Source organism: Alcanivorax sp. IL3 (assembly GCF_047495465.1).
Taxonomy (GTDB): Bacteria; Pseudomonadota; Gammaproteobacteria; order Pseudomonadales; family Alcanivoracaceae; genus Alcanivorax; species Alcanivorax jadensis.
This window is the reverse complement of sequence record NZ_CP179931.1, coordinates 701,079-723,477: the sequence shown is the minus strand read 5'-3', so window position 1 is coordinate 723,477 and position 22,399 is coordinate 701,079. Positions and strand designations below refer to the sequence as shown.

At 53.2% G+C, this 22,399-nt stretch carries 18 protein-coding genes and 1 other RNA gene; 6 read left to right on the top strand and 13 right to left on the bottom strand.

Annotated features, from left to right (window positions below; all coding sequences use genetic code 11):
• Positions 1 to 101: 101 nt before the first annotated feature.
• The 4 genes from dnaJ to hrcA form a co-directional block, all read right to left on the bottom strand.
• Entirely contained in the window at positions 102 to 1,229 is a 1,128-nt protein-coding gene (gene dnaJ, locus ACMG4M_RS03360) for a molecular chaperone DnaJ (RefSeq protein ID WP_272963383.1), read from the bottom strand.
• Positions 1,230 to 1,348: 119 nt separating this feature from the next.
• A complete protein-coding gene (gene dnaK / locus ACMG4M_RS03355) occupies positions 1,349 to 3,283 on the bottom strand; it encodes a molecular chaperone DnaK (RefSeq protein WP_272997980.1) in 1,935 nt (644 codons plus the stop codon).
• Between the two features lie 121 nt (positions 3,284 to 3,404).
• Complete coding sequence (gene grpE, locus ACMG4M_RS03350) at positions 3,405 to 4,019, bottom strand: nucleotide exchange factor GrpE (protein WP_272997978.1); 615 nt, start codon at positions 4,017 to 4,019, stop codon at positions 3,405 to 3,407.
• 252 nt (positions 4,020 to 4,271) lie between these two features.
• On the bottom strand, positions 4,272 to 5,321 hold the full coding sequence (gene hrcA / locus ACMG4M_RS03345; protein WP_272997977.1) for a heat-inducible transcriptional repressor HrcA: 1,050 nt from the start codon (positions 5,319 to 5,321) through the stop codon (positions 4,272 to 4,274).
• Positions 5,322 to 5,629: 308 nt separating this feature from the next.
• Between hrcA and ACMG4M_RS03340 the strand changes: the two genes are divergently transcribed.
• Positions 5,630 to 6,148, top strand: a complete 519-nt coding sequence (locus ACMG4M_RS03340; RefSeq protein ID WP_272997975.1) for an RDD family protein — start codon at positions 5,630 to 5,632, stop codon at positions 6,146 to 6,148.
• Between the two features lie 35 nt (positions 6,149 to 6,183).
• Complete coding sequence (gene recN, locus ACMG4M_RS03335; protein WP_272963388.1) at positions 6,184 to 7,851, top strand: DNA repair protein RecN; 1,668 nt, start codon at positions 6,184 to 6,186, stop codon at positions 7,849 to 7,851.
• Positions 7,852 to 8,098: 247 nt separating this feature from the next.
• Here the strand turns inward: recN and fur are convergent, their stop codons facing one another.
• Positions 8,099 to 8,500, bottom strand: a complete 402-nt coding sequence (fur, locus tag ACMG4M_RS03330; RefSeq protein ID WP_035248394.1) for a ferric iron uptake transcriptional regulator — start codon at positions 8,498 to 8,500, stop codon at positions 8,099 to 8,101.
• Between the two features lie 275 nt (positions 8,501 to 8,775).
• Here fur and ACMG4M_RS03325 point away from each other — a divergent pair, with 275 nt between their 5' ends.
• Positions 8,776 to 9,273: an outer membrane protein assembly factor BamE gene (locus tag ACMG4M_RS03325; RefSeq protein ID WP_084573485.1), complete on the top strand. Its 498-nt coding sequence runs from the start codon at positions 8,776 to 8,778 to the stop codon at positions 9,271 to 9,273.
• Between the two features lie 9 nt (positions 9,274 to 9,282).
• Here ACMG4M_RS03325 and ACMG4M_RS03320 read toward each other — a convergent pair whose 3' ends face one another.
• Both ACMG4M_RS03320 and ACMG4M_RS03315 read right to left on the bottom strand, forming a co-directional pair.
• Positions 9,283 to 9,582: an RnfH family protein gene (locus ACMG4M_RS03320; RefSeq protein WP_035248393.1), complete on the bottom strand. Its 300-nt coding sequence runs from the start codon at positions 9,580 to 9,582 to the stop codon at positions 9,283 to 9,285.
• Complete coding sequence (locus ACMG4M_RS03315; protein WP_084573484.1) at positions 9,582 to 11,123, bottom strand: sodium-dependent transporter; 1,542 nt, start codon at positions 11,121 to 11,123, stop codon at positions 9,582 to 9,584. Before ACMG4M_RS03315 ends, ACMG4M_RS03320 begins: the two co-directional genes overlap by 1 nt.
• A gap of 141 nt (positions 11,124 to 11,264) precedes the next feature.
• On the opposite strand from ACMG4M_RS03315, the gene smpB reads away from it, so the two are divergent.
• The gene (smpB, locus tag ACMG4M_RS03310) at positions 11,265 to 11,747 is read left to right on the top strand and encodes an SsrA-binding protein SmpB (RefSeq protein ID WP_035248392.1); all 483 of its coding nucleotides are present in this window, start codon (positions 11,265 to 11,267) and stop codon (positions 11,745 to 11,747) included.
• A gap of 61 nt (positions 11,748 to 11,808) precedes the next feature.
• Here the strand turns inward: smpB and ACMG4M_RS03305 are convergent, their stop codons facing one another.
• Entirely contained in the window at positions 11,809 to 12,090 is a 282-nt protein-coding gene (locus ACMG4M_RS03305; protein ID WP_035248390.1) for a hypothetical protein, read from the bottom strand.
• 401 nt (positions 12,091 to 12,491) lie between these two features.
• Between ACMG4M_RS03305 and ssrA the strand changes: the two genes are divergently transcribed.
• Positions 12,492 to 12,848: a transfer-messenger RNA gene (gene ssrA / locus ACMG4M_RS03300) on the top strand.
• Between the two features lie 166 nt (positions 12,849 to 13,014).
• On the opposite strand, the gene ACMG4M_RS03295 is transcribed toward ssrA, so the two are convergent.
• The 5 genes from ACMG4M_RS03295 to ACMG4M_RS03275 all read right to left on the bottom strand — a co-directional run bounded on the left by ACMG4M_RS03295 (position 13,015) and on the right by ACMG4M_RS03275 (position 21,848).
• On the bottom strand, positions 13,015 to 15,051 hold the full coding sequence (locus ACMG4M_RS03295; protein WP_272997285.1) for an AIPR family protein: 2,037 nt from the start codon (positions 15,049 to 15,051) through the stop codon (positions 13,015 to 13,017).
• Positions 15,041 to 15,985 carry a PD-(D/E)XK motif protein gene (locus ACMG4M_RS03290; RefSeq protein WP_272997283.1) on the bottom strand — a complete coding sequence of 315 codons (945 nt, stop codon included), beginning with the start codon at positions 15,983 to 15,985 and terminating at the stop codon, positions 15,041 to 15,043. Before ACMG4M_RS03290 ends, ACMG4M_RS03295 begins: the two co-directional genes overlap by 11 nt.
• A 2-nt stretch (positions 15,986 to 15,987) precedes the next feature.
• Entirely contained in the window at positions 15,988 to 18,666 is a 2,679-nt protein-coding gene (locus ACMG4M_RS03285) for a Z1 domain-containing protein (protein ID WP_272997281.1), read from the bottom strand.
• Entirely contained in the window at positions 18,659 to 20,137 is a 1,479-nt protein-coding gene (locus tag ACMG4M_RS03280) for an ATP-binding protein (RefSeq protein ID WP_414430718.1), read from the bottom strand. The genes ACMG4M_RS03285 and ACMG4M_RS03280 overlap by 8 nt, the downstream gene beginning before the upstream one ends.
• Positions 20,138 to 20,279: 142 nt before the next feature.
• A complete protein-coding gene (locus ACMG4M_RS03275) occupies positions 20,280 to 21,848 on the bottom strand; it encodes a DNA (cytosine-5-)-methyltransferase (RefSeq protein ID WP_272997278.1) in 1,569 nt (522 codons plus the stop codon).
• Between the two features lie 70 nt (positions 21,849 to 21,918).
• Here ACMG4M_RS03275 and ACMG4M_RS03270 point away from each other — a divergent pair, with 70 nt between their 5' ends.
• Positions 21,919 to 22,389 (top strand): very short patch repair endonuclease, encoded by a 471-nt coding sequence (locus ACMG4M_RS03270; RefSeq protein ID WP_272997277.1) that lies wholly within the window; start codon positions 21,919 to 21,921, stop codon positions 22,387 to 22,389.
• Positions 22,390 to 22,399: the final 10 nt, after the last annotated feature.

The following is a 22,399-nucleotide window of genomic DNA, read 5'->3' as shown; positions in this document are numbered from 1 at the left end:
GCGGCAACGCCAGTGGCCAAATTTCAGACTATCGGCTGATAAACACAAAAAAGCCCGGGCAATATGCACCGGGCTTCTTTGGATGACGCTGGGCTCAGAGGTTATTTAGCGTCGAAGAAACGCTTCACCCCTTCAAACCAGCTGCTCTTGCGCGGGTTGTGACGATTGCCACCGCTTTCCAGGGACTCCTGGAATTTACGCAGCAAGTCTTTCTGTTCACCGGACAGTTTCACCGGCGTTTCGATCACCACCTTGCAGAGCAGATCACCCGGACCGCCACCGCGTACCGGGGTTACCCCCTTGCCGCGCAAGCGGAACAGTTTGCCGCTCTGGGTTTCCGCGGGCACTTTCAGTTTCACCTTGCCATTCAGGGTCGGCACATCGAGCTCGCCGCCCAGGCTGGCATCGACAAAACTGATCGGCACTTCGCAGAACAGGTTGGCGCCATCACGCTGGAAGATGTCGTGCTCGCGCACCGCCACCTGCACATACAGGTCGCCGGCGGGGGCGCCATGCATACCCGCTTCGCCTTCGCCGGCCAGGCGGATGCGGTCACCGGTATCCACACCCGGCGGGATTTTCACCGACAGGGTCTTGGTGTTTTGCACCCGGCCCTGACCACCACAACTGGTGCAGGGATCCTTGATGACACGTCCTTCGCCCTTACAGGTAGGACAGGCCTGCTGCACGGTGAAGAAACCTTGCTGCATGCGCACCTGGCCCATGCCGCCACAGGTGTTACAGGCCACCGGCTGAGAGCCTTCCTTGGCACCACTGCCATGGCAGACTTCACAGCTATCCCAGGTGGGCACGCGGATTTTCTCGTCGCAGCCACGCACGGCCTGCTCAAGAGACAGCTCCAGGGTATAACGCAGGTCGGCACCGCGGGCCGGCCCACGGCGACCACCACCGCCGCCACCAAAGATATCGCCGAAAATATCGCCGAAGATGTCACCAAAACCGCCACCGCCGAAGCCACCGGCTCCGCCGCCGCCCGCCTGACCATCTACGCCGGCATGGCCGAACTGGTCGTAGGCAGCACGCTTCTGCTCATCGGAGAGCACTTCGTAGGCTTCCTTGGCTTCCTTGAACTTGGCCAAGGCTTCCTGGTCATCCGGATTGCGATCCGGATGGTATTTCATGGCAAGGCGCCGATAGGCCTTTTTCAGATCCTGCTGGCTGGCATCTTTTGATGCTCCCAGCACTTCGTAATAATCACGCTTGGACATAGTGGGCCTTTTTGAATCAGTCCCGTCACACAAAAACGCCGGCAAGGCGCCGGCAATAAAGAAGTTGCGCGGATCTCCCGGCTACCGCGCCTTAGCGCGGCACCGGGATGTCCGACGATTTACTTCTTCTTGTCGTCGTCCACCTCTTCAAACTCGGCGTCGACTACGTCATCACCGGACGCTTTCTGCTGCTCGGCACCCGCGCCGGCATCAGCCGCGCCTTCAGCCTGTTGCGCCTGTTCGGCGTAGAGCTTCTCGGCCAACGGCGCAGACACTTCAGACAGCGCCTTGATCTTGGCGTCGATGTCGTCCTTGTCGCTGCCCTTGGCGGCTTCTTCCAGCTCGTCAGCGGCCTTGGTGATGGCTTGCTTCTCTTCGTCGGTGGCCTTGTCACCGGCTTCTTCCAGGGTCTTCTTGGTGGCGTGCACCAAGTGATCCGCCTGGTTGCGGGTCTGCACCAGCTCTTCGAACTTCTTGTCTTCGTCCGCGTGAGCTTCGGCGTCCTGCACCATCTGTTCCACTTCCTCGTCGGACAGACCGGAGGAGGCTTTAATCTGGATGGTCTGCTCTTTGCCGGTGGCCTTGTCTTTCGCGCCCACGTGCAGAATACCGTTGGCGTCGATGTCGAAGGTCACTTCGATCTGCGGCATACCGCGCGGGGCCGGTGGAATGTCTTCCAGGTTGAACTGGCCCAGCGACTTGTTCTGAGCCGCCTGCTTACGCTCACCCTGCAGTACATGCACGGTCACTGCGGTCTGGTTGTCATCCGCCGTGGAGAACACCTGCGACGCGTTGGTCGGAATCGTGGTGTTTTTCTCGATCAGCGGCGTCATCACGCCACCCATGGTTTCAATACCCAGGGTCAGCGGGGTCACGTCCAGCAGCAGTACGTCGGTGACATCACCGCTCAGTACCGCACCCTGAATGGCAGCGCCCATGGCAACCGCTTCATCCGGGTTCACGTCCTTGCGCGGCTCTTTGCCGAAGAACTCAGTGACTTTCTTCTGCACCATCGGCATACGGGTCTGACCACCCACCAGAATCACATCAGTGATATCGGCGGTTTTTACGCCCGCATCAGTCAGTGCAGTCTTGCACGGCTCCAGGGAGCGGCTAACCAGATCACCCACCAGGGATTCCAGCTTGGCACGGGTCACTTTCACCACCAGGTGCTTGGGGCCGGTGCTGTCTGCAGTGATGTACGGCAGGTTCACTTCGGTCTGCTCGGCGGAGGACAGCTCGATCTTGGCTTTCTCGGCCGCTTCTTTCAGACGCTGCATGGCCAGCGGATCGCCGCCCAGGTCGATGCCGGAATCTGCCTTGAACTGATCTGCCAGGAAGTTGATCAGCGCCAAGTCGAAATCTTCACCACCCAGGAAGGTGTCACCGTTGGTGGCCAGCACTTCAAACTGGTGCTCACCATCCACTTCGGCAATCTCGATGATGGAGATGTCGAAGGTACCGCCACCCAGGTCGTAAACCGCGATAGTGCGGTCGCCGCCTTTCTTGTCCAGGCCATAGGCCAGGGCCGCCGCGGTCGGCTCGTTGATAATGCGCTTCACGTCCAGACCGGCGATGCGACCGGCATCCTTGGTGGCCTGACGCTGGGAATCGTTGAAGTACGCGGGCACGGTGATCACGGCCTCGGTAACGGCCTCGCCCAGGTAATCTTCCGCGGTCTTCTTCATTTTCTTCAGCACCTGCGCAGAGATCTGCGGCGGCGCCATTTTCTCGCCCTTCACTTCCACCCAGGCGTCGCCATTGTCGGCCTTGGTGATTTTGTAAGGGACCATCTTGATGTCTTTCTGAACGACGCTGTCGTCAAAACGACGGCCGATCAGGCGCTTAACCGCGTACAGGGTGTTTTCCGGGTTGGTCACCGCCTGACGCTTGGCAGACTGACCGACCAGGGTTTCCTTGTCGTCGGTGTAGGCGATGATGGACGGCGTAGTGCGCGCGCCTTCAGCGTTTTCAATAACCTTGGCTTTATCACCTTCCAGCACGGCCACACAGCTGTTGGTCGTACCCAGGTCGATACCGATAATCTTACCCATATCTCTCGTTCTCCTTCACACCAGCCGGGCCCCTTTCGGCGACCCAGGCAGTTGAATTGTTAATTCGTCTGGCATCTATATGGCGCTGCTGCGCGCCGTTTCAAGGGGCCAGTACCGCTTTTTACTCAGCCGCCTTGCTGACGATGACGCGGGCCGGGCGGATCAGGCGACCATTCAGCTGGTAGCCCTTCTCCAACACGTCGATCACGGTGTTGGGCTCCACATTGGGCACCGGCACCATGGTCATGGCCTCGTGCAATTCCGGGTTGAACGGCTCGTCAGACGGGCTGATCTGCTCCAGGTTGTACTTGGCAAACGCATCGAGCAGCGACTTGAGGGTCAGCTCGATACCTTCACGGGCACCCTGCAGGGCGTCGTCGTTAGCATCCAGAGCGGCCAGGCCGCGCTCCAGGTTGTCCGCCACGCTCAGCAGATCGCCAGCAAACTTCTCCAGGGCGAACTTGCGGGCGTGCTGCACGTCGCGCTCCGCGCGCTTGCGCACATTCTGGATTTCCGCCTGAGCGCGGATATCCGCCTCACTCAGGGCTTTCTTGACCTTGGCCAGCTCGGCGTCCGCCTCAGCCAGCTTTTCTTCCACAGAAGGCTCTTCTTGCGCGGAAGGCTCTGCCTGCCCGGCATCAGCCTGGGCCGCCTCAGCCTCCTTCGCCGCCTGCTGCTCTTCGGCAGTCTCTACCTGCGGCTCGGCGTTTTTAGGGTCTTTTTCCTGATCACTCATTCTCTACTCCACATCCCAATCCGGGCTTTTCCAGGAAAGCGGGCAAATATATGGGAGCGGATGGCGAGGATTCAAGGGGGGAGAGGGGCAATGGACAATTGATAATGGATAATTGATAGCGCGCGGGATGATCTGGTGCCATAGGCATCCTGGAAGCCGCGCCCATGGCCCTCTCGCGCCCTTTACCCCCTGAAATCAATAAAGCCGGGGCCGCGCCGTTATCAATTATCCATTATCAACTATCAATTCGGTTTATAGCTGGGTTAGGGCCGCCGAGAGGATTTTGGCGGTGATATCCACGGTGGGGATGACCTTTTCGTAGTCCATACGAGTGGGACCGACCACGGCGAGGACGCCCACCGGACCATTGTCTGCCCGGTAGGGGGCCGAGATCAGCGAGTAATCCTCGAACGGCTGGAAGCCGGATTCCCGGCCAATAAAGATCTGCACCCCGTCCGCCTTCATGGAGCGCTCCAGCAGGTGCAGGATGTCGCGCTTGTGGCTGAAGGCATCGAACAGATTGCGCAACTGACCGATATTGTCGGCTTCTGCGGACTGCAGCAGGTTGGACTCACCGGACACCACATAATCCGAATCCTCCTGCTCCGTGCGCAATGCCTTGCCGGCCACGGCAACCGCCGTCTGCATCAGCACATCCATCTGTGCTCGATCCGCATTCATGGTGTTAAGCAGCCCGTCGCAGATACTGTTCAGATCACAGCCCGCATAGGTGTGATTGATGTAGTTGGCCGCCTGACGCAGCTCCACCTCATCGTAATCCCGGTCGGTATGAATGATGCGGTTCTGCACCTCGGAGCGGTTGACCACCAGTACCACCAGCACTCGCTTGCCCGATAACGGCAAGAATTCCACCTGCCTCAGAGTCGTCACCTCCCGGCGCGGCACCGCCACCAGCCCGGCCATGCGGGTCAGCTCCGCCAGGGTTCGCGATGCCTGGGCAATCAGCTCCTGGGGCGACTGCTCCGGCGCCAGCAACTGACCCAGTTCCTTTTTCAGGGAGCGGTTGCCCGGGCGCTCCATGACACTGGACGCCAGCAGGGAGTCCACATACAGCCGGTAACCCAGCTCCGTGGGCACCCGCCCGGCGGAGGTATGGGGGCTGGTCAGTACACCGAGATCTTCCAGCTCCGCCATGATATTGCGGATGGTGGCCGGGCTGACGGTGAGCCCACTGCCGGAAGCCAGGGTCTTGGACCCCACCGGTTGACCATCGCGGATATGGCGCTCTACCAGCGCCATCAGCAATCGTTGTTTGCGTTCGTTCAGATCCAGCTTCGTCATAGCGGTATATGTACCAGAAAACCAGTGGGACATTATATACCTGAATCCGTGACTTCAGCATGGATGCATGGCGTAAGAATTTGTTGTCACAGGGAATTTTCTGAACAAGCGTCGTATCAGGCAATACGATCGACTGAAGAAAATGTTCTGTGGCGGCAAAGGCTTGCGTCAGGCGCCGCGATGAAGCCACGGATTCAGGTACACAGCCTTCTCGTTCGGAGTTTATCGGGGGCTTACACTGGCGCCCGGAATCCCCTAAGATTAGAAACACTGCCCAAAAGAACAGTTATCGTAACAAGGACGTCACCATGACCGACAGCAACAACCCCTACCAGAGCCCCGCCGCCGACATGCAGAATCGCCCGACCCCGGACAACCCGGAGCTTGCCAGCCGCTGGTACCGCTTTTTCGGCGCCCTGATCGACGGCCTGGTCCAGCTCGCCATTATCGGCCCTATCGTGTTCTTTTCCGGCACCTGGGCGGACATGATGGCCAACAATGGCGCACTCGACCTGACCGCCACCCTGGTCTGGTTCATTGTCGGTGAAGTGATATTCCTGGCCCTGCAGGGCTGGCTGCTGTTCAACCGCCAGCAGACCATCGGCAAGTGGCTGCTGGGCATGAAAATCATCGGCATGGAGCAGCTGGACGTACCCCCCGGCAAACTCTACGGCCTGCGCTATCTACTGTTCCATGTGCTGGCACAGGTGCCCGGCATCAACCTGGTCATGCTGGTCGATCCGCTGCTGATTTTCCGCAGTGATCGCCGCTGCCTGCACGATCTGCTGGCTGGCACCCAGGTGATACAGGTCCCTGCCACCCGCTAATCGTCACACTGACTCGCCCGTTTCGGAGAGATACCATGCTGACCCATCTGAGCGTTCGTCACTTTGCCACCGTGGACCAGTTGGAACTGGAGCCGGAAAACGGCCTCACCGCGATCAGCGGGGAAACCGGGGCAGGCAAGTCCGTGATCATCGATGCCCTGGGCCTGACCCTGGGCGACCGGGCCGACTCCAGCATTGTCCGCCACGGCCACGACCGGGCGGAAGTGCTCGCCACCTTTGATGTCAGCGACAACCCGGCCGCCCGCCAGTGGCTGGCCGATCGGGAGCTGGATGATGATGACCAGTGCCTGCTGCGCCGCACCGTGCGTGCCGATGGTCGCTCCCGGGCCTATGTAAACGGCACCCCCACCCCGCTGGCGGAAGTGCGAGAGCTGGGTGAGCGACTGATCAGCATCCACAGCCAACACGAACACCAGGCTCTGATGAAGAAAGAAGCCCATCGGCAGCTGCTCGACAACTTTGCCGACGCCCGCGATCTGGCCAACACCGTGCGCGAACACTGGCGCCACTGGCAAAAGGCCCGCCGCGCCCACGACGACGCCCTGAATCAGGCCCGCGAGCAAAACGAAAAAGAAGAGCTGCTGCGTTTCCAGCTGGAAGAGCTGGACGCCTTGGCCCTGCAGGACGGCGAACTGGAACAGCTGGAGCAGGAACAGCAGCGTCTGGGCAACGCGGAAAGCCTGATTCGCACCTGCCAGCAGTCTCTCAACGCCCTTTATGAAGGCGATGACGGCACCTGCAACGATCATCTCAGCCAGGTCAGCCACTGGCTGGACGAGGCTCGCAACCAGGATGAAGGGCTGGCCACCATCGCCGACACCGTGGAATCCGCCCGCCTGCAGGTAGAAGCCGCCGCCGATGACCTGCGCCATTACCTGGAACGGCTGGACCTGGACCCGGAGCGCCTGGCCCAGGTGGAAGAGCGGCTGAGCCAGAGCTACACCCTGGCCCGCAAGCACCGCATCCGCCCGGAAGAACTGGTGGAGCACCACCGCCAACTGCTGGCGGAGTCCGACGCCCTGGGCAATGTGGATGCCCACTTGCACGCCCTGTCCGAGCAGGAAGCCGCGGCCCAGCAGCAATACATGGACAGCGCCCGCCAGCTCAGCAAGGCCCGCCGCAGTGCCGCCAAGAACCTCACCCAGCAGGTACAGAAACAGCTCACCGCGTTGAGCATGAAAGCCGCCAAACTGGAAGCCCAGTTGGGCGAGTGTGCCCCCGGCGCCGACGGCCTGGAAGACGTGGAATTTCTGTTTTCTGCCAACCCCGGCCAGCCCCTCAAAGCCCTTGGCAAGGTGGCTTCCGGCGGCGAACTGTCACGGGTAAGCCTGGCTATCCAGGTTATTTGCGCCCGCAACCTGACGGTACCGAGTCTGGTATTCGATGAAGTTGACGTGGGTGTCGGTGGTGGCGTGGCCGAGATCGTCGGCCGACTGCTACGCGAACTGGGCAGCCACGCCCAAGTGCTGTGTATCACCCACCAGCCCCAGGTGGCCAGCCAAGGACACCAACACTGGCAGGTACACAAGATTCAGGGCGACGACACCACCCACACCCGCATTCAGGGCCTGGATGACAACGCAAGAATTGAAGAGTTGGCGCGCATGCTGGGCGGTGTGGAGATCACCGAATCCACCCGTACTCATGCCAGAGAGATGCTGAGCAAGGCCCAGGCAGCGTAGGAAGGCAGTGAACAGTTAATAGTGAATAGTTAACAGCAGCCCTGTAGGCCCTTCGCGCACTGACTGACGAAAAGAGTGCACCCCGTTGGAGCTTTGCTCGCAAAGCGAAGGGCCCCGATCACCGCGCCGGGCCCGCCGAGGGGCTTTCGCCATGCAAGCATGGCTCCAACGGAGCTAACCAGGAGAGAGGGGCAGCCGCGTGTCACACGCAGGACACACCCGCGTGCGATGTAAAGCAGCCTCCTCGCTACTTCTTCGGCTTGACATACAGCACCAGCGAGTGGTCCATGATTTCGTAGCCGTGCTCCTCGGCAATGGCGTGCTGGCGCTTCTCGATCACATCATCCATGAACTCGATCACCTGGCCGGTTTCCATGCACACCATATGGTCATGATGGTCCTCGTCTGCCAGCTCGAAAACGGCAGAGCCACCCTCGAAGTTGTGGCGCAGCACCATGCCCGCCTGCTCGAACTGAGTCAGCACACGGTAAACGGTGGCCAGCCCCACATCCTCGCCGGCGTCCATCAGCGACTTGTAGATGTCTTCGGCGCTCAGGTGGCGCTCTTCAGACTTCTCCAGTTGCTGCAGGATTTTCACCCGCGGCAGGGTCACTTTAAGGCCCGCTTTTCTGAGATCCTGATTATCCAATGCGTATGCTCCAATTTGCCAAAAGGTGGCGATGCCCCTGAATTCGTGACTTCACTGAGGCGCCTGATGCAAGTCTTTGCCGCCACAGAGGATTTTTTTCAGTCGATCGCATCCCTGATACGACCCCCTTCAGAAAACCCTCTGTGGCAACCAATCCCTACGCCATGCATCCACGCTGAAGTCACCGTTTCAGGGCGATATGAAAAAAGCGGGAAACTTGTACCGCTACTGCAAGTCTGTATTATCGCCCGAACACTTAGTGAAGTCGAAAAACCATGCCACGAATTCTAGCCGTCCTCAGTCTGACAGCCCTGCTCGCCACCACTGGCTGCAGCTCCTTGCGCTTTCCCGGCGTCTACCGGATCGATATTCCGCAGGGCAACTTCGTCACCGAGGAAATGCTCGGCGAGCTCCAGCCCGGCATGAGCCCGGAGCAGGTTCGCTACGTGCTTGGGGCCCCCACTCTGGTGGACCCGTTCACCCCTGACAAATGGTTTTATCTGATGACCTACCGCCCCGGCAAGGGCGACAACGTCAGTCAGCAGATTGTGCTGCACTTCGAAAATGGCAGCTACAGCCGCCATGAAGGCGAAGTGATCGAGGACTTCCGCAAGAAAACCAGCTCGCAGCAAGACCGCGAATTGCAGCGCAAACTGGACCAACGCAAGCAGGAAGAAACCACCCCCGAGCCAGCCCCTGCTACCCAGCAATCGGCGCCAGATCCGGAAACGCTGCCTCAGGAACCGACCGACCCAGGCCAACCAGCAGCCTGATCCGCACCATCAGCGGGCCTTTTCTGCCGCCCGCTTCTTGCGATTGAGCTTCGGGTCCGCCTGCAGCGGGCGGTAGATCTCCACCCGCTCGCCGGGCTTCAGCACCTGGCCGGCCGGATTGGCCACCACCTTGCCGAAAATCCCCATGGGCGCCTTGTCCAGCACCAGCCCTTCGAACTGCTCTTCGATACCGGACAGCTTTGCCGCCTCCAGCATGGTAGTACCTTCCGGTACATCCAGGCCGATCAGACGCTGCTTGTCCGGCAGCGCATAGGTCACTTCCACATGAATACGCGCATCACCGGCCATCAAGGGGACTCCTGCTCCACGGGCACCTTAGTGCCACCCTCTTGCGGCAGCGGCGCGGCAGTATCCTGCTGCGCCGGCGCCTCGCTGGTAACCGCATCCACCTGTTCCTGAGCCAGCGCCTCTGCAGCCTGAGCCTCCTCTTCTGGGGCGAAGGTCGCCCAGATGGAATAGACAAACAGCGCAATCACCGCCACCGGTGAAAAAATCCGCACCAATGCCCGCCATACCAGATAGAGCTTGAAGTTCTGCATGGCCAGTTCCTTGCGCGCCTGGGTTTCCTTCATCACCCAGCCCGCAAAGATAGCAATCAGCAGCCCGCCCAGGGGCAACATTACCGTGGTGGACAGGAATTCCATATTGTCGAAGAAAGTCCCCACCAGGAAGGTGTGATCCTTCCATACGTTAAAGGACAGCACCGAGCCCACACCCAGTAGCCAGGCCCCCAGGCCCACCACCAGTGCCGCCATCGGGCGCTTCAAGCCCCGCTCTACCAGCCAGGCCACCACCGGCTCGCCGAGACTGATGGACGAGCTCCAGGCGGCACATACCACCAGCACGAAGAACAGGGAACCAAACAACAGACCACCCGGCATCTGACCGAAGGCCAGCGGCAGGGTCACAAACATCATCCCCGGGCCCTGGCTCACTTCCAGGCCGTTTGAGAACAACAGCGGGAACATGGCCACACCGGCGCCCAGTGCCACCAGGGTATCGAGCAGCGCAATGATCGCTACGGTCGACATGATCGACACCGGTCGGCTGCGCCCGGTCTTCTTGTCCTTCACCGTTTTGGGCATATACGCCCCGTAGGCCATGATCGCGCCCATGCCCAGACTCAGGGTAAAGAAGGCCTGCCCCACGGCCACGATGATTGCCTTGCCGGTCAACTTGGAGAAATCAAAGGCAAACAGGAAGCTAATCCCCTCCTTGAAACCCGGCGTGGTCGCCGCATAACCCACCAATACCAGCAGCAGCACGAACAACAGCGGCATCAGAATCTGCACCGCCTTTTCCAGTCCGCCTTTCACGCCCCGGGCCACCACCACCATGGTCAGCACCATAAAGAGCGTGTGGTAACCCAGCAGCAATCCGGGGTTGGCCAGCATATCGTTGAAATGGGCTTCCGACTGGGTCGCGGTAATACCTTCAAAAACGCCGCGCACCGCCTCCCAGGCGTAATACAACGCCCAGCTGGCCACTGCCGAGTAAAACGACAGAATCAGAAACGCCGACAGCGCGCCCAGATAGCCGATGCCCGCCCAACGCTGGGTCACCTTGCTGTCCGCCGCCACCTTGCGCATGGAATTGATCGGGCTCAGCCCACCCTTGCGGCCCAGCATCACCTCTGCCGCCATGATGGGAATGCCCACCACCGCAATACACAGCAGGTACAGCAACACAAAGGCACCACCGCCGTTCTCGCCGGTGATATACGGGAAACGCCAGATGTTACCCAGCCCCACGGCCGACCCGGTCGCCGCCAGAATAAACACCCAACGGCTGGCCCACATGCCATGGACCGGCTTGATCTCTTGCTTCATAACAGGATTACCCTCGTTAGCGTGGCGCTATTGTCTTTTTTTTAACTGGGCGGCTCAAGTAAGCCCAATGCACAACTCACCGTCGTCCTGACAGACAAAGCCCTGTCAGCCGCGAAACGCATGCTCTATAATCGTTCGCCTATGGGAAACGCCAAGAAAAAAGCCAAAGCGCCGTCGGCCACCATTGCGCAAAACCGCAAGGCACGCCACGAATATCATCTGGAAGAGCACTTCGAAGCCGGCCTGGTCCTGGAAGGCTGGGAGGCGAAGTCACTGCGTGCCGGTAAAGGCAACCTGACCGAGGCCTACGTCCTGCTCAAGGATGGGGAAGCCTTTCTGTTCGGTGCTCGCTTCGAGCCCCTGATCGCCGCCAGTACCCACGTCAACCCGGATCCGGTGCGCACACGCAAGCTGCTGCTGCATCGCAGCGAACTGGGACGTATCTTTGGTGGCGTACAGAAAGAGGGCTACACCTGCGTACCGGTGAGCCTGTACTGGAAGAAAGGGTTCGCCAAGTGCGATATCGCCCTGGCCAAGGGTAAGCAGAAGTTTGATAAGCGCGCTACTGAGAAGGAGCGCGACTGGAACCGTCAGAAGCAGCGTCTGATGCGGCAGGGCAGCTAACCCGGGTTAACGGGCCGCCCCCTGCACGCGTGACACTGTCTTCAGACTGTACCGGTTGGCGCTACACCGACTGATGGGTGTTCACGTCCTGAGCCCGGCTGTCGCCGCGCAGCTGCCAGTAAAACTGCAGCCAGGCGCGCAGCACCGCAGGCAGGAAGTAAACGGCGAACAGAATCACCGGAAGACGTGCCTCCGGAGTCGCCATATCCACCAGGTACACACCACCTGCATACGCAGCCAGCGCGAATACCAGTTGCAACGCTCTGTAGAGCAGCGGCTGAGCCTTCAAAGGCGACAGTGCCTTCTCGGAAACTTGCCCTGCTGACCGAAAGATCGTGTTCATCGACTTTCTCCTTTAATGAACGACAATGCTTTGATCAGCGGCCTTTATATAACGTCTATTTCAAGGCTCGCTGTAAAGCCATTGTGTGATACACAATTTCGAGCTGGATGTTCCATGGTGGCTTGTGGCTACCTGAGCATCACTCGCTCAACCTCACCATCGGACAATGACACAGTGCCGTGATGACACCTGTATAGTGCGCTTGAAAAATGACAAAACAAGTATTCCGGGTCTGATTGTCAGACAGCATTCGGGTATTAAAGTAACACTTTTCACAATCTGGTTACATTTAGAACATGATTCATGGCGTTTACCCCCACAACATGTCCGATCCGGAACAGCCCCGGCCCCACTTGTGAATCGACTTCCCTGCCCCCATCACCTACAATGAACCCATCACAGGGGCCGACCTGGATTCGACGCCGGTACTGAATTCTGTGGTGCATGCCGAGAAGGTCACGAGTCTCGTAAATCATTTGTGGCACATTAAAGCAATCGCTAACGACGATTCTTACGCACTAGCAGCTTAAACCCTGCTTATCGCCAATCGACCCTGCCTGTGGGGAAGAGCGGCGAGCATCGCAACACAGGCTCGCAGCAAAGTCCGCCCCGGATGGCGCTGTTAAAACTCTTAGGGGCCCGGCTTTCACGTCCTGCCAGTTGGGTTGTGAAGGCTTAAATCAATAAACTTGGCTAAGCATGTAGATCTGCAGATGGATTGCTGACGGACGCGGGTTCGATTCCCGCCGGCTCCACCAAACAGCAAAAAGAAAGGGCCGCCCCATTGGGGTGGCCCTTTTTTGGTGGCGTTCTGCGGACGCCTGATGCCTGAAATAGCCCCGCTGATTAACCTGGGAAGAGCTTTAACCTGCACTGTACTCAAGAGGCAAGACCTGAGCCAGAAGGCGCCGTGCCGCGTAAAATTTACATCCCAAGTCTTCTTGCGATCTCAAGAAGTAATTTTGATTGTTTCTCACTAACATTTTTTGCAGGTATTTGTGTCGCTATAGCAAGTATGTCCATCTCTTTAGGGGTCAGATCTTCCATTTTTAGACCGCGTTCAGCCACGCTTTTCCAGAACTCTGCTCCCCGATTATATACTTCAATCTGAGCGTTAATTTGATTATCTATTCGTTGCTGACGCTTTGCGTTCTGTCTGCGCTCATTGGCTGAACCTTTTGATAGAACCCAGTCTTGATCACCAAGAGCATCAATGACCACATCAGATCCCTCAAAATTCTTCCAGCAAAACTCTCTTTTAGCATACTCGGTAACGTTGGATATCTGTGAAGGTGTATCTGTCAGCCAGTCACAAGCCTTTTCCGCGATACGGGCAATGATATCACCCAATGAATTCGTTATACCTTGATGTGACCATATCTTGTTAAAATCAGCTTCTAACCCTTCTCGACCAAGCCTCGAGGCAATCAATGCTATTGCGTATGTAACGATGTTTGCCCTGTAGCCACCTTGGTACCAAGGTGCCGAGCTAACAATTCTCTCGGTAGATTTGAAAATAATTGCCTTTGAGACCAAATCCCGATAGTAGCTTTCCGAAAAGACGGTATCGTCCTTCTCCCACTGAACTGCTATGTCGTTGGCAAATCGGGCGAAGTTTTTTTGCGCCCCTAAACTAACGACATGAGGCTTCATCGCCCAGCTATTCAAATACTTGGCAAGATCAGTCTTGGAAAACATTTGAGCGCGAGGATACTCCATCTTGAACTGCTTTTTTTTGGAAGCAGTCAGATAGGCCTGCTGGTCAAGATACTGTCCTCGTGTTCTTTCATAGAACCACTTTGTTTGAGTCTGTGAGTCCGGCAAGGGGGGAGCCCAAATTCGTTGAGAGAGCTCTTGAATACGAACGTGGAAAGGATGGTTTGAAAAGAAGTCAGCTTCACTTACAGGGTTTTGGCTGTTCGAGTATCTTGAAATGAGCGGGACAACTTCAGTAACCCTTTCTGGCGCAATTTGAGTAACTTTCATTTGTACTTGAATGTTTGATAAGTCGACCTTGTCTCTCTTCCAGGCACTATAGATTGAGGCAGTTGTTTGACCGCCGTTCACAATCTGGAAGTTTTTCAGGCGTACAATAGAAGTGCCTTCCGTTGAAGATTCAGTGTAAACCTCCTCTGCAGTAGCCGAAATGCCATTATTGTAGGCCAAGAACATCTCGGGCTCATTGAGAAGTGTATTTCGAATGCCTTTATTAACCTTACTTCTAACCTGCAGAAAATTCCTAACATTCTGCTCCAGTAGCCTAGCCCCATAGAAATCATATAGCTTAGCCAAGTATTCACCGGGAAGTATTGACACCCATGATTTGCAGGCATCACTAACCTGAGGGCCTGGGAGGCAATGTATGGAATAACCTGACTCACCAATATTAATCTCTATATCCTCACGCTCCCTGCTTGAAAGCGCCAACCGATGCAAGCGGCCGAGATCCCAAATGCTATGAGTGACCAAAACACCACCCAGATTCTTATCTGGTATTTGCTTGAATTGCTTTGTCAAAACCGCATCAGAGAACACAAAGAGCCTGACTCTTAAAATTGAATCTCTTAAATCAAAAATAAGATCAGCTAGCTCGTAGGCATCTGATGTCTCCTCAAGCTTATCCAGCATCCTCCCATTTGAAGACTGATCATAAAAGCTCGCTAACCTCTTAAACCCCTCCGATATATCAGTATTCGTAAGCGACTCGATATTATTAGTATTGCGAAAATCACTGGTTATTAGATTGAGAACGCCATCATCACCCGAGAAGAAGTAACCGTTAACCTTCACCCCCCTCATTTTGATGTAACAGTTCTCAAAACCATCCAAATCCCCCGAACCCATGACATATTCAGAATAGTAATCAGAGAACTGATTCTCTAGAAATTGCCCCTCGGAACCGGCAGCAATATCTAGCTGACTCTTTAAATCTTCGTAAAATTCCTGGATTTCAATTGCCATTAATTATCTCGTCAACATCCACCTTCCAATCAGAGCAGCCTGCCATATCAATGGAGTATTTTACACTGCCAATATGACCAGGTATGGTTGCGATAGTTATCTTTGGAAATGATTCATCCACAGCATAGATTGATGACTCACCAATAGAGTAATAAGTGTGGCCGTACTCCTCTCTCGGCAAATAGCCTGCTTGGAATAACTTTTGTCTAAAGACCTCCTGCCCATCAGGGGAAAACATTTTGCAGGTCTCGTCGACAAATTCATTCAGAGAACAACCACTTTGAATATCTGACGTAGCATCCACTATTAATGTATACAGGTATAAAAACCCGTCATGATATAGCTGTCTCTCTGAAGAAATCATTACACTATTAGATCTGGAGGTTCTGGATTTCACCTCAATAGCTTTGTTTCCAAAAACGAAATCATGCGACTCTTTGTCTGGGCCAAGCCACGCCTCAAGCGAGGCCATCTCTTCCATCTTTGGCAGCAAAAGACTCGTTAGAGCTTTCACTTCCGCTATAAGTCCTCTCTGCTGGTCAGGTGTCAAAATTTTACTCTTGGCTTTCTTCAACAAAGATTGCCACATTTTCAAACGACCAGTAATTAGAGCAGGAATATCTTTTTCGCCTGGTACATTTTCTGACTCATTAATGATATCCAAGCATATTGTTTCAAACAGTTCAGCGTGAACCTTCTCTATTAATATTAGAGCAACCCCAAAGTTTCCATCGGAAAACGCCTTGAGCTCGACGCAAATACCATCAATTGAAGGAAGCTTCATCCCATAAGGATTAATCGAAGTCCTATAAATAAACAGGAATTTTGAAGAAGTGTCTTTTGCCCAAAAGAACTCCCACTTGCCAGAGTCATTAACCCTGCGAGTCATCAGTTCAGATTGTGGAGTATTGATTTTAGCCCAAGGCGTAGACATGACTATGCCTCCTTATTCGAATCTGGGTTTTCATCATCTTCGTCTTCTTCAGCATGAAGAAAGTCACGCCACCAAACCGTATTAACCATATACTCTTCTGCCTTAGGCTCTCTACCCTGAGCGGCAGGAAAACTAATACCAAACGCTATAACATTATTGTATGCGGGAAACTCACCTTCGGCTGGCTTTCGATCAAATAGGTTAATTGGGTGAACAATCAGAAGCGGACGTTCCCTGTGAGCTCTAAAATCCTTACCAGATGGGCTTTTATCAGCATTGTTCTTTATCTCTTCATAAAGAGCGATTGTTAATCCTGCTGCTTCGTCAGTTGCCTGACCCACTCGAAACTTGTTTCCAACCGTTGCTGATTTACCAGGCTCATGCTGATCTCCAATCACTCGCTCCCGGAGATTTATCGAATGAGTTTGCAGTGGAGAGAAAATATCATCGCTACGCCCGGATGTGACAACGATATCCCATTCTTCCAGTTCTAAACTCTTCCCTCCCTCGATATAAGAGAGCAAAGGACCCTTCTGAACTCGTAGGCAGTTTTCATGGTAGCGAAACCCTCCAAGAAATTTACGAATTAGCGAATAAGGTACTTTCTTATAGAAAAAATTTCCTTTTGGAGTGTAAATGTCATTTGGGGAAACCAATCTGTCTTTGGCTTCATTCAGCAAATCTATCACCAAATCCCGGTTCCAGGAAATCGTATCTTTATCGACTTTCAGAAGATGCGTTTCAATAAGCTGGCTTGACAGTGTTATCGCTTGAGTAAATTTCTCCGCTTTCTGCATTTTATTTCTAGCAGTTACGATCAGAGAATCTGGATGCCTTCTGACCCTCAACCCAAACTGTTCCGGGGTAAGGTTATTTGCCTCCATCCTCCTTACTTCCTGCCTTAGCTCTTTCGATGCTTCGCTTATGTGCTCATACCAATCTGCAGCATCCTCACTAATGAAAACCCGACACAAATCATTATAATTTGGCCTGTAACCAAACCATCTTGCCATCTGAAGAAGTGTGTCATACATGATTGAGTTTCTATAGAAATAACTAATAGATAGCCCTTCCAGAGTTAGCCCTCGAGATAAGCTAAAGCCCCCCACTGCAATCACATTCCTCCCTTCTTCGTAGTCAGGATAGTTCAAGCCTTCAGATGATGCGCTATTTACTGTAACAACACTTATAGGAGAAACAGCATCATTAAGGATTAACTGTACATCACTCCAATTTTCTTCTATATGCTCATATTCTGAATCAAACACATCCTTCAATGCTCGTATCGTCTTTGATTGTAAAGCATCCTTTGTTGGCAGTTTAAAACTCAACCTGATATCTTTTCTAAACTCGTCGAGCTTAGAAAAAATGGCATCCCCGACATTTTTCTGAACACTAGTAAACCTAGAAACATTAACCAACATCGAGTTGTGGCTTGATTTATCACCTCTAATTAGTCTTATCGCCCTTACTAAAACAAACAAAAGAATCGCTTTCTCGAGAGTCTCAGGCATGCCATTGAATTCCGCATGATTTTTATGCTTGAGTGGCAGGACGGCTTCCATATCATCAATGAAAATCAGTTTTCGCTTCGGCTCTGCAAAGTATTCTTCAGCCCCCATATAGTTACTTGGAGCCTCTAGTGAGTGGATAAAATGACTTGGAAAAAGATCGTCCCCCTCTTCGTCATTGAAGCTATCGTGATCAATAAATATGTTCGCAAATGGAGTGGCTGTATATCCGACGTATACCCGCTGGTCAAAGAGCTGGAGAAGTTGCCGAATTAGCGCATTAATTGTAGTTGATCGATCAGGATCTGAGGAGGTGTTAATTGAGGCGTTGTCTGCCTCATCATCTATAAGCATCATAGGAGCAGAACGTATGATTCCACTCTTGTCCGCATTATGAGCTTTAAGCCACTCAATTAGCCGGGTTAGTGTCCACTTGTTTTTCTTGATAACAAATACGACCGGCCCTGCAAATCCGGTTAGTGGCGCTCCAGCCACACTCTTGATAGATGTCGTATTAAAATCACTTTCAGTGTTTGTTAGTGAGACCATTGAAGGTGTGATTCTTCGGATCTTGCCGACTCCTACGCTTGTCGGCTTTTTCAACAGAGCAAGCGTACTATCAAGGCCCGATAGCCCCTCATCGATTCTTGCTTGTGTTTGAGATCGGAGATTGTTGTGGATGCCCGCGATGACTACTATTACCTTATAGCCGGCATCAACGGCCCTAGACAGTACTGCGGTATAATTAGCTGTTTTTCCAGATTGTACATCCCCGATAACCATTCCTTTTCTTGCCCATGCCCCCTTTCTTCTGGGATCTCCTGCAGAGTCTAAAATTCGCTCGCTAATCTTCGCAATCTTATTGACAACCGGCTTTGGGTAGCCATTTTTCAGAAGATACTGTTCATAGCGCTCCCAGTACTGCCAAGCAATATCTGACCTGGAATTTTCTACCCATTTCACATGGTCGGCAGCGAGAAGAGCCGCACCCTCCTCCATTGAAACATCCATTCCAGCCTGAATCTGTTTGATCGCGTCCTGGATTTCATCATCCGCGTATGACATCACCTTCCCGATCTTGGTAGCAAGGGCTGCCAGTTCGTCGAGGTCAACAGCGCCATTCCCAATCGAGGCGACGACCATGTCTCGCAATATCTTTATGTCACCCATTTCCAGACTCCTTAAGGATCTTTTCGAATAGGCCATCGTATAAAGAAAAGGGCTCGCTCATTTTAAGGGTCGCCTGTATTGAAGCCTCCGGCACGCCAATTTCCCGCATTTCTCTTAACAGCTCTAATCCAATTAAAAGAACTTCTCGCTCATCCTTATCCCTATCAACAGCCTTGGGATCCGCTGACATGTCAGCAAATAACTGGTTACAAGGAAAGGAACCCTCTATTAACTTTAGAAGATTATTCAACCTTTCGCCGTCCTCTTCCATAAAGCTTAATAGCTGATCAACTACGGGGTGATCTCTTTTTATTTTATAGTCAATCCGTCCTTGTGAAGCGTGCCTTTCCCATAAAGGGGTCGCGTCTTTATGCCTGCGAGTGTACCCTCTTCGGCTGTATGCTCTTTTGCTCCTAGTTGTAATTTGATCGATAACTCTTTTCAGTTCGTTTCGAATTTTTGATGGCGGGATGATTCTTGACTTTTTAACATCCACCTTCCAAAGGTGATCACTCTCATTGCCTATATCAATTAATACACGCGCCAAGCGATTTGCATCGGACATTGGAGCCAAACGAAACCAAGTTCCGTGCTCTATAAGACGCTTATTCCTATAAACATAAAACCCCTGATTCTTAGTGTATCCATCAGCTCCAGCATGCCTCTCAAATTCTTCTCTTGAGCACTTCGAATGATGAGGAAGAATGAAGGGCTCTATTACTACCGTGCCGCCACCAACAGAAATTGATTCTTTTGGAAGATGCTGAGTGGCGGAATTTTGGCGATTAAACGGATCAAAAGGGGATAGAGTATCTCCGTTAATTGTTATGACCACCTTATCTTTCTTACCTATTCCCTGCATAAATCTATGAAAAACGAGCTCAATATGGCTTCTTGCCTGATCTAATATTTCATTAAAGCTTATCTCCGGATCCGAAGAAGTGGAATCAACCAACCGATCAACAGACTCCCATATAACTAGCGTCCCGGAGGATGATAGCTGATCGCGAAACTCATCAATTTGCTGCTTGCTTAGTTTCTCTATCAGCCACTCTTTCTTTTGGGCTACAAGATCGAGATCCCAGCGATAGCCGGATAAGCTACGCTTTTTTTTTGAGACCACCGTCAGCCTCCTGCACTGAGAGAAACTTGCAGTTTTTAGCCCAAGCCCAAAACGGCCCAAATCATCTTCGTGACGACTTTCTGTTGGATTTCTACTACCCGGCTTCATTGCGAGAAATAGTTCTTTCTCGGTCATCCCAGCGCCATTATCTTTAATCCAAATTACCGGCTTAGCCGAAGCCCAACGTACATTTATTTCAATCCGAGTAGAATTCGCTGCAATACTGTTGTCGATAATATCAGCAAGGGCAGCTTTAAATGTGTACCCAATATCACGAAGGGACTCTATAAGAGATGATGCGTCCGGTGTATTCGGAAGAAGATCAGGCTTATTATTTTCCATACTCATTGAACACTTTTAAAAATTTCACAAATCCTATAGCTTATTTTATTTTTTCTCAAAGATCTGGATATCGACCACGTCGCGCCCAGTTTACAGGATTTCTTTGACAACCGACCCGGAAACAAAAACGTGTAATTTATTACACCCTTTAGACAATCAGATCAAATACAGTTTTAGCAAGCTGTCTAGCCAGATATGGCGGCACAGCATTTCCAACTTGGACATACTGCTGTGTTCGGTTTCCCTCAAACAGATAATTATCAGGAAATGTTTGCACCCTGGCAGCCTCTCGAACTGTCAGCGCCCTACACTGCGTCGGATCGTAGTGAATAAAGTAATGCCCATCCTTGGAAATGTGGCTGGTCACTGTTGTGGCTGGCCGCCCCTTTCTTTGCACTCTGAATCGATCAGCAAAGTGTCCAGACTTCCAGTTTGCATGGGCTGGCGCAAGACAATCTGGGAAGTCTGCCGCTTTTGGGATTGGATTTTCCGCAACTGAAAACGTCTCTGCCCAGCAAGCGCTGAAAAAATAGCGCCCCAAGTCGGATTCCATGTGGCCTCGAGACTCGTGATTCCTAAACACCTCTTGCGGGTCATCACCAAGCCAAGCCTTAAGGCCCATGGGTATATCTCTTGAAAAGGGTGTCTTTTTCCGTTTCTTGCTAAGAGTCGGATTCCGGGATTGTAGCTTCTCTACATTTCTCTCAATGCATGCCACCAAATCAGCATTGCACCTTCGCCGACCCAGCTCTCTAATCATAGAGCGAGCCTGACCTTTAATGACATCTTCCCAAGCTTCAGGGCTATCAGCCATCTTTGACAATTTGCTTCTCAGCGGGGGCACCCCATCGAGAGCACTCTCAATATGAACAGGCTCCTGCGTTGCTATCAGGCTTGGGATTCGTTCAATGTCTGTGCACACCCCTAGCAAAATCACTCGATGACGAGCCTGCGGAACACCAAAATTTTCAGCCTTGATAATGTAGTCAGAATCATTGGCATATCCATTGCCGGATTCATCCCATTCATCAGACTCAGCCACAAAGGAGTAAATCTTGTATTGCTTCCCTGTTGCCCGCTTTCCTTGCACAGCCTTGCAAGGATTTTTCAGGTCAGCCTTGATGGATGGAAAAATACGGGAACCTCCCACTTGAGAAGTCAGAATACCCTTTACGTTCTCCATGACAAACACATCAGGCTTGACAATCGAAAGAACCTGCAAATATTCTTGATATAGGAAATGCCGGCTATCCGCCTCGGGCTTGTAGTCCTTGATTCCTTTATTTCGAGATCGCCCAGCCAGCGAGTATGCTTGGCATGGTGGGCCACCCATAACGACCCAAGGCTCCCCTTTTTTCTCTTTCACCAGCTCTTTCAGGCGCTGGTGAATCACTTCATTGTCTTCGCCTAACGCCTTGGGGCCACCCAAAGACTCGATATTCGCTTCCTGCCACGCGTCTGGAACCTTCGCCTGGAACTCAGATCGATCTGTATGTCCTGCGAAATATTGATGGTAGTGTCTGGCGTCTCCAGTGCCCTTCAATAGTCGGTACAGAGCCCTTAGAGAGAGCGTCTTGTGAGCGCTAGTCTCTTTCTCGACAGACATTCGAATTTGAAAGCCGCCATCAACCCCGTCTTCAGGCTCATATGCGCTAAACCCTTCACCCAAGCCCCCAGGGCCTGCAAACAGATCTATGACGTTGATATTTTTTGACATTTTTCGAACCGACTTTTATTGATGGGTCTAGCATACCAGGAAAGAAGGGGCATGCCAGGAGAGATTAATCGTGGTTGATGTCGTTGATAGCCGAACACGATCAAAAATGATGTCCAACATTAAGGGGCAAAACACCAAGCCCGAACTACTTGTGCGGTCTGCCCTCCACAAAAGGGGCTTCAGATACCGGCTACACGACAAACGACTACCCGGAAAACCCGACCTGGTTTTCCCCAAGTACAAGGCGATCATCTTGATTAACGGCTGTTTTTGGCATGGCCATGACTGCCACCTTTTTAAGTGGCCCAGCACCAGACAGGCGTCTTGGCACCAAAAGATTGAACAAACCCGCCAGCGAGATGCCGCCAACCTGGTCGAATATCAAACGCTCGGCTGGAAAACGCTCACTATCTGGGAATGTGCACTGAAGGGAAAAAACAAGCTGGGCACTCAGAACACAATAGAAACCGCTGTGCGCTGGCTACAGTTTGATGAAAATGACGCCGAGATCAGAGAGAGACCTGCTGACTTGCCAAAGTGACGTTTCTCGA

Excerpts from the sequence above, each read along its gene's own strand:
- ACMG4M_RS03325 (WP_084573485.1), top strand. The coding sequence starts at position 8,776 with ATGCCACGAATTCTAGCCGTCCTCAGTCTGACAGCCCTGCTCGCCACC.
- ACMG4M_RS03285 (WP_272997281.1), bottom strand. The coding sequence starts at position 18,666 with ATGGGTGACATAAAGATATTGCGAGACATGGTCGTCGCCTCGATTGGG.
- ACMG4M_RS03315 (WP_084573484.1), bottom strand. The coding sequence starts at position 11,123 with ATGAAGCAAGAGATCAAGCCGGTCCATGGCATGTGGGCCAGCCGTTGG.
- ACMG4M_RS03275 (WP_272997278.1), bottom strand. The coding sequence starts at position 21,848 with ATGTCAAAAAATATCAACGTCATAGATCTGTTTGCAGGCCCTGGGGGC.
- grpE (WP_272997978.1), bottom strand. The coding sequence starts at position 4,019 with ATGAGTGATCAGGAAAAAGACCCTAAAAACGCCGAGCCGCAGGTAGAG.
- dnaJ (WP_272963383.1), bottom strand. The coding sequence starts at position 1,229 with ATGTCCAAGCGTGATTATTACGAAGTGCTGGGAGCATCAAAAGATGCC.
- smpB (WP_035248392.1), top strand. The coding sequence starts at position 11,265 with ATGGGAAACGCCAAGAAAAAAGCCAAAGCGCCGTCGGCCACCATTGCG.
- hrcA (WP_272997977.1), bottom strand. The coding sequence starts at position 5,321 with ATGACGAAGCTGGATCTGAACGAACGCAAACAACGATTGCTGATGGCG.
- ACMG4M_RS03340 (WP_272997975.1), top strand. The coding sequence starts at position 5,630 with ATGACCGACAGCAACAACCCCTACCAGAGCCCCGCCGCCGACATGCAG.
- recN (WP_272963388.1), top strand. The coding sequence starts at position 6,184 with ATGCTGACCCATCTGAGCGTTCGTCACTTTGCCACCGTGGACCAGTTG.
- ACMG4M_RS03290 (WP_272997283.1), bottom strand. The coding sequence starts at position 15,985 with ATGTCTACGCCTTGGGCTAAAATCAATACTCCACAATCTGAACTGATG.
- dnaK (WP_272997980.1), bottom strand. The coding sequence starts at position 3,283 with ATGGGTAAGATTATCGGTATCGACCTGGGTACGACCAACAGCTGTGTG.
- ACMG4M_RS03295 (WP_272997285.1), bottom strand. The coding sequence starts at position 15,051 with ATGGCAATTGAAATCCAGGAATTTTACGAAGATTTAAAGAGTCAGCTA.
- ACMG4M_RS03280 (WP_414430718.1), bottom strand. The coding sequence starts at position 20,137 with ATGAGTATGGAAAATAATAAGCCTGATCTTCTTCCGAATACACCGGAC.
- ACMG4M_RS03320 (WP_035248393.1), bottom strand. The coding sequence starts at position 9,582 with ATGGCCGGTGATGCGCGTATTCATGTGGAAGTGACCTATGCGCTGCCG.
- ACMG4M_RS03305 (WP_035248390.1), bottom strand. The coding sequence starts at position 12,090 with ATGAACACGATCTTTCGGTCAGCAGGGCAAGTTTCCGAGAAGGCACTG.